Source organism: Candidatus Paceibacterota bacterium (assembly GCA_035438625.1).
Taxonomy (GTDB): Bacteria; Patescibacteriota; Minisyncoccia; order Phycocordibacterales; family DAORIS01; genus DAORIS01.
The window spans coordinates 1-7652 of the sequence record DAORIS010000010.1 but is presented as its reverse complement, the minus strand read 5'-3'; the positions used below and the strand labels follow the sequence as shown (position 1 = coordinate 7652).

The following is a 7652-nucleotide window of genomic DNA, read 5'->3' as shown; positions in this document are numbered from 1 at the left end:
ATATACCCAATTCTTGATCATCAAACTGGTGAGGTTGTTGCAGAAGTTGGTCTTGATTTCAATGCAAGGGATTATTACCGAGCTGTATACGGTTTTTCTTCATTACCAATTTTGTTGACACTGGTGTTACTGACTATCCTCTGGGCAATATATTTCTTCATCCGAAACGAACGACGTTTTCTTGAAGCAAGGGCAAAATTCCTTTCTATTGCATCACACGAGATACGAACACCTTTAACAGGAATACGGTGGGTTGCTGAAAGTATGATGAAAGACACATCGATGCCAGTAAGCAAGATTCATACACTCTCACTGTTACACAAGAGTGCATCAAACTTGTTACATAGACTAAATACTCTTTTAAATATGGATGCCCTCGAGCACCATAGATCAATAGCATTAATACCAAGAAAAATTAATGCTGCTGCACTTGTGGAAGGAATAGTTGAGATGTTGTATTTCTTTGCGGACCATAGGTTTGTATCTGTAGAATTTTTGCCATCGTGGCAGAAAAATATTCCAATTGAAGCTGATGAGGAGAAAATACGACACGTATTCTCAAATATCATTTCTAACGCAGTTAAATATACAAGTACCCACTCACGAGTGGAGATTGGGTACGAGGCCAAAGGAGATTTTCATTTGTTTAAGATCTCTGACTGTGGACCTGGGGTTTCAGCGGAAGATATACCAAGGATTTTTGAAGGGTACTATCGAACATTACGTACGGAAGGTCACTATACCGATCAAGAAAGTTCAGGAATGGGATTATATATTGCCCAGCAGTATGCGCACATGCACGGGGGAATAATTGAGGTAACAGCTCGAGATGGCGGAGGTACTATCTTTGTAATTGGTCTACCAAAAACATTCACTAAACAACCAGCAAAGAGTTTATAGGTGGGCGAGATCTTCGAACTTTTTCTTTACAACCGTAACGATGTCTTCCAGAGTGTGGTCTGCTTTTGTGAGGTAGCTTGTGACTTGGTTTGAAAGTGCTGCGGCAAGGTATGAGGAGTCCTTTGTGTTTGTGAGGATAATGATTGGAACTTCGTTTTGAGGTTCTTTCTTGTGGATGTCTTTAATTACATTTAACCCATCTTTCATCGGCATCATGATGTCTATGATGACTAAATCTGGTCGAACTTTCCAAAACTCTACAAGTCCTTCTTCTCCGTCGTAGGTTGCAGTAACTACGTATCCTTCTTGCTCGAGACGAACCTTGAGGGTTTCGAGCATTGTCTCGTCATCCTCCATGATTAATATTTTCTTGGCTGCTTCTGTCATATGTAAATTGTTTACACGTCATTATACACGTCGTGTACTATTGAACAATTTACTTGTCATATTTCTCTAAGGTGGTATGGGTTTACCGATTGGTTTGGTCTTACTAATGATCCATATGTATCAATGATCACACTGTCTTTGACTAACGCAATTCCAATCTCAATGATTTGGTCAAATGCAGCTCGCATACCCGTAGTTTCAACGTCCACAATAGTAAACGTACCTTGTAGAGACTGTGAAAGGTTCGTATGAACGATGGTACAGCGCAAGCGTTTGAGGTTTTAACCCAGGTCTTTGATCTAAAGAAACAACTTACTTATGTATAGTACTCTCCTTAGTTTCGGTGTTAACGTAGTAATAATCAGAGATTTACAAAAGTAAGTGAATTATAAGAGGGGAAAGTATAGACAAAATTACGTGGTGTGACGTGGTGGCTTATCCACAGTTGACTAGTGAACGATTGTTCACATATACTCTATATATACTAATAAATCGTATAACACCATGACCCAGCGCCAATATGAACACCTAGTAGTTAACGAACTTGAGAAGATTAATTTAGATATTGATCTTAGGATTCTCTATGGGGCTGATTATTCAGACTTAGCACGTCGACACAAGATGTTGCTCGATGTTAGTCGAAGATTGAAAAAGAATAAGGTGGTTAGTGGATGGGGTTTTGTACGTGCAATGAAGATGTTGTCATTTTTTTAAACTTGAAGACGTTACGTAATCTGCTATTTACACTTACTCCAAGAAAGATATACTTTCACCACAACTTATATACATGAAAAAAGAAGGAATAAATACATATAAAGACACACTTGTCTCTTTCTATAAAGAAGAGCGACGAATGCCGACATACACCGAGATGATGAAGATGTTCGGTTTTAAATCAAAAAACGCAGTGTATCGTGTTGTTCAAAAATTTATTGATGCTGGAATTGTCGCGAAAGACCACCTTGGTCGTTTGATGCCAAGTGATATTTTTGGAGAAGTGCCATTACTTGGTTCTGTTAAAGCTGGTTTTCCGGCCGATGTTGAAGGGTATGTTCGAGAAGGTGTTCATCTCGAGGAATATCTCGTTCGAAAGAAGGAATCTACATATATGCTTGAGGTTGATGGGGATTCAATGATTGATGCGCATATCGCCGATGGAGACATGGTGCTAGTGGAAAAAACAGAGAATGCTAAAGATGGCGATATTGTAATCGCCGAAGTCGATGGAGAGTGGACAATGAAATATTTACGTCACACTAATGGAAAGCCGTGGCTTGAACCGGCAAATAAGGATTTTCCACCAATTCATCCTAAGCATAGTTTTCATATCGCAGCTGTTGTGAAGGCTGTTATACGAAAGTATTAATCAAAAATAACTAAGAGGTACTTATCAATTTCTCTTTGATCTAGGTCGTAGAAGTTTTTGTTTTGTCGATCTAATTTTGTTGCAAGATCAACACCAACAAACCTCCAGTGCCATGGTTCATACAGATAGAAAGCATTTTTCTCAGGATATGAGAGTACAAAGCCGTATTTATGTGCGTTTTCTTTCATCCATGTAAACGCAGCTGTTTGGTCAAACCTATCGAATGCGTTTCCAAGTTCTGGAGTCGTCACGTCAATCGCGGTACCGAGCTGGTGTTCAGAGTACCCTTGGTCTGCTGAGAATTGATTTGCTGTTCCTGCTCCGTATGTAACAGAGTAATTAGCTTTTAATGATGCTTGTGTACCGAATGAACGGTATGCAGAGACAATTTTCAAATCAATATCGTCATCAGCAGCTTCTCGAATCATATCTTCAAGAAAAGGAAGCGCGTCATCGTGAAACTGGTGAGCTCGCTCTGGTTGGAGTAAGAATGCACGGTCTATAGAATCGAGTTTTGATGGAATGTAATGTTCGTTAAGGAAATATGTTTTGGAATATTTCTGGAGTAGCTCTGGATCAGTTTTGCTTAGCTTGTCTAGTGATCCAACTGTACTGTTGATCTTACTGATCTGATCTTTGACTGCTTTTCGTAGAGAATCACTATCCTCACGCTCTTCATCAAGCGCTTCGATTAATGCATCATTCTCCGCTTCTGTTGTGGCTACTCGAGTTTCAAGGAGTGCGAGTCTGCTTTCGTGTGCAACTGAGCTTGAGGCTATTTCTTGCCCTAATTTCCTTGCTTCCTTTGCAAGTGTCATCCGTCGGAACTCTCCGTATCCTACTGCCAGTATGAGTATTACCACTCCAACGGTAATGGCTGTAAATAAAGGTTTTTCTGTACCTGTGTGTGTTGATTGTGCATTTTCTGCTGTCATGAGGTACATTGTAGCAAATACCATGGATTCAGTACGAAACATTTGGGCGATGCTATCGAGGTCATCAGCGATAGACAGTGAGACAAAAGTTCTCTCTATTTTTGATGTATTAGAAGAAATTACAATAACTTCAGATGTAAAAGTTGAAGGAAAGGAAACAGGTAAGGGAAATTTACTGAAATTTCCATTTGAGATTAATGCAATGTGGGAGAGAGACGATGTTTCTTCTGATACGTCATGGAATGTGCGAATATCAATCGCTGATCCTAATGGCAGTGAAATTGGAAAGGCAATTTTCCCGCTTAAGTTCGGACCAAAGAAGCGGAGATTGCGAACTCGCACAAAACTGCCCGGCATTCTATTTTCAGGGTACGGAACATACACATTTGGTATTTTTATTGAAGGAAAACATCGGTCAGTACTCGCACAAGAAATTCCTCTTACCGTAAAGTCGAAAATACGTATATAAAAAGGTATACTTAGCGAATGATCTTTTTGCAATCAACGAGGCGTTTTTCTTTCGCCACGTTGCTCATAATTTGTTTTGTGTCTGTGTCAGTATTACAGGCTCCAAGTGAAGCACTTGCAGCTTCACGTCAGTCAGATTTTGATGATTTAGAAATATCTGGATGGATTCCATATTGGAAAGCTAGTGAAGGTGCAGCAGATGCGAGGAAGCATATAAAGCAATTGGATGTGATTCATCCGTTTGCGTATTCTGTTAAGCAAGATGGAACTCTTAGCGACACCATGGGTCTTAAAAGTAGCAGTTGGAAAAAGCTCTTTACCGCAGCAAAAAAAGAAAAGGTACTGATAATCCCAAGTATCATGTGGGGTGATGGTGCGGTAATGCATCGGATACTCAGCGATGAGTCACTCCGAAAGGCACACGTGAAGGCAATTGCAAGTACAGTAAAAAAAGGAAAGTTTGATGGAATAGATATTGACTACGAAGCAAAATGGTCAGAGACAAAAGATTATTTCTCACTATTTCTAAAAGAATTGAAAACCGCAATTGGTAAAAAACAGTTGTCGTGCACGATTGAAGCGCGAACGCCACCAGATTCACTTTACAAAACTATTCCTGAAACTATTCGATATGCAAATGATTATGTAGAGATTAATAAGCACTGCGATCGGGTTAAGTTGATGACATACGACCAAGGACGAGCAGATTTAAAACTTAATTCTGCAAATATCGGCGCACCGTATATTCCTGTCGCTGATACTGAATGGGTTAGAAAGGTTGCCGAGCTCGCAATCGAGACAATTGATAAGGATAAGTTGGTATTAGGAATCCCATCATATGGATATGAATACGAAGTGACTGTTTCACCTGACTGGTTCCAGAATTATAAGCGTTTATGGTCATTTAACCCTCGATACGCAACAAAACTTGCTGATGACCTTGGTATTGAACCAAGTAGGACACGCTCTGGAGAAGTATCATTTACATATATACCAACTTCAACAGCAAATATTCTTCCCGAGCTTCCAATACCCGCAAATACACCAAGTGGAAATATCACCGCTGCACGTGCGCTCGCTTTTGCAAATGCAACAGGAATCACACTTACATTCAACATCACCTGGTGGAATGACGCTGAATCATTCAGACAAAAAGCCGAGCTAGCACAAGAACTAGGACTCAAAGGACTCGCACTCTTTAAGATCGACGGTGGAGAAGACCAGGACATTTGGGACGTATTGAAATAAAGAAAAACCGCTTGAACCTTTGTTTGGGTACTAAGCGGTTTGTGTTGATCTACGGAACCTTGCATGGCCAGCACATGTCATTTGTGCTGTCGGTAATTGCTTCAACAAACTCTTTTCGGATAAAAGTTCTCCCTCCGCTCGTGTCATGAAATTGGAGGTAGTTATCTTCATGTGTAACTGTACCAGCTGTAACGGTGATCGTTCTTGCTTGTTGGTCCCTAATGGAGGTGCTTAAGTTTTTGAATCTGTCGAAGTCACCGTTTGCTGTAAGTCGAATCTGAAAGGGTTTATTAAAGATAAGAGTTGGGCCATTGGGTGTATTTTCCCAAGGTGTCATAGCTTCTCCTGTTAAGGAATATTACGTGTGAACAAAATCAGGTATCACTCTAACGTGATTACCATAAAAATCAAAATTAGTACGTACCTTGTGGACTTGAAGCTTCGTTTCCAGCTATGATCACTCGTTGAGGTGCTTCTACAATCTTTCCTTGTGCCTTGATGATTGTTTCTCGAACGAAGTCAGGGTGGCGTACTCCTTTAATGACAAATTCGTTTTGTTGTCCAGCAGATTGAATTTTAACGCTACCAAACTTAAGGAAAGTGGCGATAATACCGGTACTTTCTACCGTAACATCTTGGACGTCATCTAGTCGAAGTGTCGCGATGTTTCTTGAGAAGAATCCTTGCTGGTCAACATCGATAATTCGTTTGTTTGTAATTCGAACTACGTCTAGGTAGTAGTCAGTCATGATTGAGAAACTCAAAATCCATAGGAAAAGAATCCAGATAGAGTAGAAGAACAAGAATGCGTTAAAGTTTTCAAGTGCGATAAAAGTAAGGTACGGAGCTGAAATGAGAGCAATGATAAGTCCGATTGGTGGAACTAAAGCGGCAAGAGGTATCCAGATAATTTCTACAAGGATGATAAACCAGTGTTTTTGAGCATCCAGAACAATATGTTCGTCTTGAGAGAGACTTACAGGGTTTGGAGTGGTGGAGGTCATATTAATGGTTTAGATAGCAATAAATGAAATGATGAGCATGAGTAGCATTGGGATAGATCCAAAGAAATATACCTTTCTTAGAAAAGTTACAGCTGTAATATCGTGTCCATATGTTCGCCAGTGATATTCAAGTACAAGAGAGGCGAGAATAAATACTGCAAGCGCAAGAACAAGTAACAAAACGAAAGCCCCCATGTGTGATAATAGTGCAAGTGGGCTTTCAAGTAACAACGATTGTGCGTTCATATCACAAAAGTATAGCAGGGAAGTTATAAAAGCTCAGAAGTTATAAACCATTGACAAATATAGATTATTGTTATAGAAGTAGGTAATCGTCCACGGCCATACCGCTTGTCGGAATGTCTGTAAGTGGCGAGTTAAAAATCTTGGATTCAAAAATTACATATAATTATTAGTATGAAAAATATAAACAATACCTTCGTTTTCCTCGGTCTTGCACTTGCGTTTGCATGCTTTTCAGCATCAAGCGTTATTGTACGAGCTGATATGGAACTCGTAACAGAAACTGCTACAGTTGCCGCTGTAGTTGAAGTTTCTGACGCGGTCGCAGAAGATGCTTCACAAACTGAAGCTTCAGAACCTGCTACTGACGTTGAAAATGACGGCCCAACTGATGAAACTGTGCTAACTCCAGACACATCAGATGTTGAAAATGCTGTAACTAACGGTTCAACAGAAGATGCTACTGCAGAAGATTCAGAAGTGATGATTGATGGACCAACCTGCCTAGCAGGTGAGTCAGCAGCTTCACAACTTAGAGCGATGGGTGATATCGATGGAAATGGAATCATTAACAAGATTGACCTTGAAATCCTCTCTGCACACTATGAAAACTCAGATTCTTCTGAAGTTTTTGAAGAAGAAGCAGATATTAATGGTGATGGAAGTGTAAACTTCGATGACCTATTAACACTTACTCAGAACTATGGAAAGCGCCTTTGTGTACTTCCTCCAAATTCAGTGTGTGAAGAATCACTTTCAGCAGACATTAACAATGATGGTGTTGTAAACATGACTGACCTTGAAATTCTTTCAAGCCAGTACAACCAAACAGCCGAAGGTCTTTCAGGAGATATTAATAAGGATAGATCAGTGAATTTCTCAGATCTCCTTATTCTTGCTCAGCAGTATGACAAAGTTGTCTGTGACATGAATGGTGAACCAACAAACGGAGATGACGACGAAGACGAAGATGATGACAACAACAATTCATCACGCCGACGTTCATCATCAGGACGTGGTGGTGACAATGACGGAGAAGTGCTCGGAGCATCAACAGGTGCTTGTGGTCTATATCTTACAGGTTTTGTATTTCCTAACCAA

At 40.1% G+C, this 7652-nt stretch carries 12 protein-coding genes; 6 read left to right on the top strand and 6 right to left on the bottom strand.

Annotation, left to right across the window (positions count from 1 at the left end):
• Positions 1 to 900: HAMP domain-containing sensor histidine kinase (locus PLF31_03655; protein ID HRH26532.1), on the top strand; the 900-nt coding region annotated here is incomplete at its 5' end.
• Here the strand turns inward: PLF31_03655 and PLF31_03650 are convergent.
• Both PLF31_03650 and PLF31_03645 read right to left on the bottom strand, forming a co-directional pair.
• Positions 895 to 1287, bottom strand: a complete 393-nt coding sequence (locus PLF31_03650; protein ID HRH26531.1) for a response regulator — start codon at positions 1285 to 1287, stop codon at positions 895 to 897. The two genes, PLF31_03655 and PLF31_03650, sit on opposite strands and share 6 nt — an antisense overlap.
• Before the next feature lie 56 nt (positions 1288 to 1343).
• Complete coding sequence (locus PLF31_03645) at positions 1344 to 1556, bottom strand: exonuclease domain-containing protein (protein ID HRH26530.1); 213 nt, start codon at positions 1554 to 1556, stop codon at positions 1344 to 1346.
• Between the two features lie 235 nt (positions 1557 to 1791).
• Between PLF31_03645 and PLF31_03640 the strand changes: the two genes are divergently transcribed.
• Together PLF31_03640 and lexA are read left to right on the top strand one after the other, a co-directional pair.
• Complete coding sequence (locus PLF31_03640; protein ID HRH26529.1) at positions 1792 to 2001, top strand: hypothetical protein; 210 nt, start codon at positions 1792 to 1794, stop codon at positions 1999 to 2001.
• Positions 2002 to 2074: 73 nt separating this feature from the next.
• Entirely contained in the window at positions 2075 to 2653 is a 579-nt protein-coding gene (gene lexA, locus PLF31_03635; GenBank protein ID HRH26528.1) for a transcriptional repressor LexA, read from the top strand.
• Here lexA and PLF31_03630 read toward each other — a convergent pair.
• Positions 2650 to 3588, bottom strand: coding sequence for a D-alanyl-D-alanine carboxypeptidase family protein (locus PLF31_03630; GenBank protein ID HRH26527.1), 939 nt, complete (start codon positions 3586 to 3588; stop codon positions 2650 to 2652). The two genes, lexA and PLF31_03630, sit on opposite strands and share 4 nt — an antisense overlap.
• On the opposite strand from PLF31_03630, the gene PLF31_03625 reads away from it, so the two are divergent.
• Both PLF31_03625 and PLF31_03620 read left to right on the top strand, forming a co-directional pair.
• A complete protein-coding gene (locus tag PLF31_03625; protein HRH26526.1) occupies positions 3587 to 4057 on the top strand; it encodes a hypothetical protein in 471 nt (156 codons plus the stop codon). The two genes, PLF31_03630 and PLF31_03625, sit on opposite strands and share 2 nt — an antisense overlap.
• 83 nt (positions 4058 to 4140) lie before the next feature.
• Entirely contained in the window at positions 4141 to 5304 is a 1164-nt protein-coding gene (locus PLF31_03620) for a glycosyl hydrolase family 18 protein (GenBank protein ID HRH26525.1), read from the top strand.
• Between the two features lie 49 nt (positions 5305 to 5353).
• On the opposite strand, the gene PLF31_03615 is transcribed toward PLF31_03620, so the two are convergent.
• From PLF31_03615 to PLF31_03605, 3 genes are all read right to left on the bottom strand, one after another.
• Complete coding sequence (locus PLF31_03615; GenBank protein HRH26524.1) at positions 5354 to 5641, bottom strand: hypothetical protein; 288 nt, start codon at positions 5639 to 5641, stop codon at positions 5354 to 5356.
• A gap of 76 nt (positions 5642 to 5717) precedes the next feature.
• A complete protein-coding gene (locus PLF31_03610; protein HRH26523.1) occupies positions 5718 to 6308 on the bottom strand; it encodes a PH domain-containing protein in 591 nt (196 codons plus the stop codon).
• 9 nt (positions 6309 to 6317) lie between these two features.
• Positions 6318 to 6554 (bottom strand): hypothetical protein, encoded by a 237-nt coding sequence (locus PLF31_03605; GenBank protein HRH26522.1) that lies wholly within the window; start codon positions 6552 to 6554, stop codon positions 6318 to 6320.
• Positions 6555 to 6725: 171 nt separating this feature from the next.
• Between PLF31_03605 and PLF31_03600 the strand changes: the two genes are divergently transcribed.
• Positions 6726 to 7652 (top strand): dockerin type I domain-containing protein (locus PLF31_03600; GenBank protein HRH26521.1); only part of this gene is annotated, 927 nt, incomplete at its 3' end.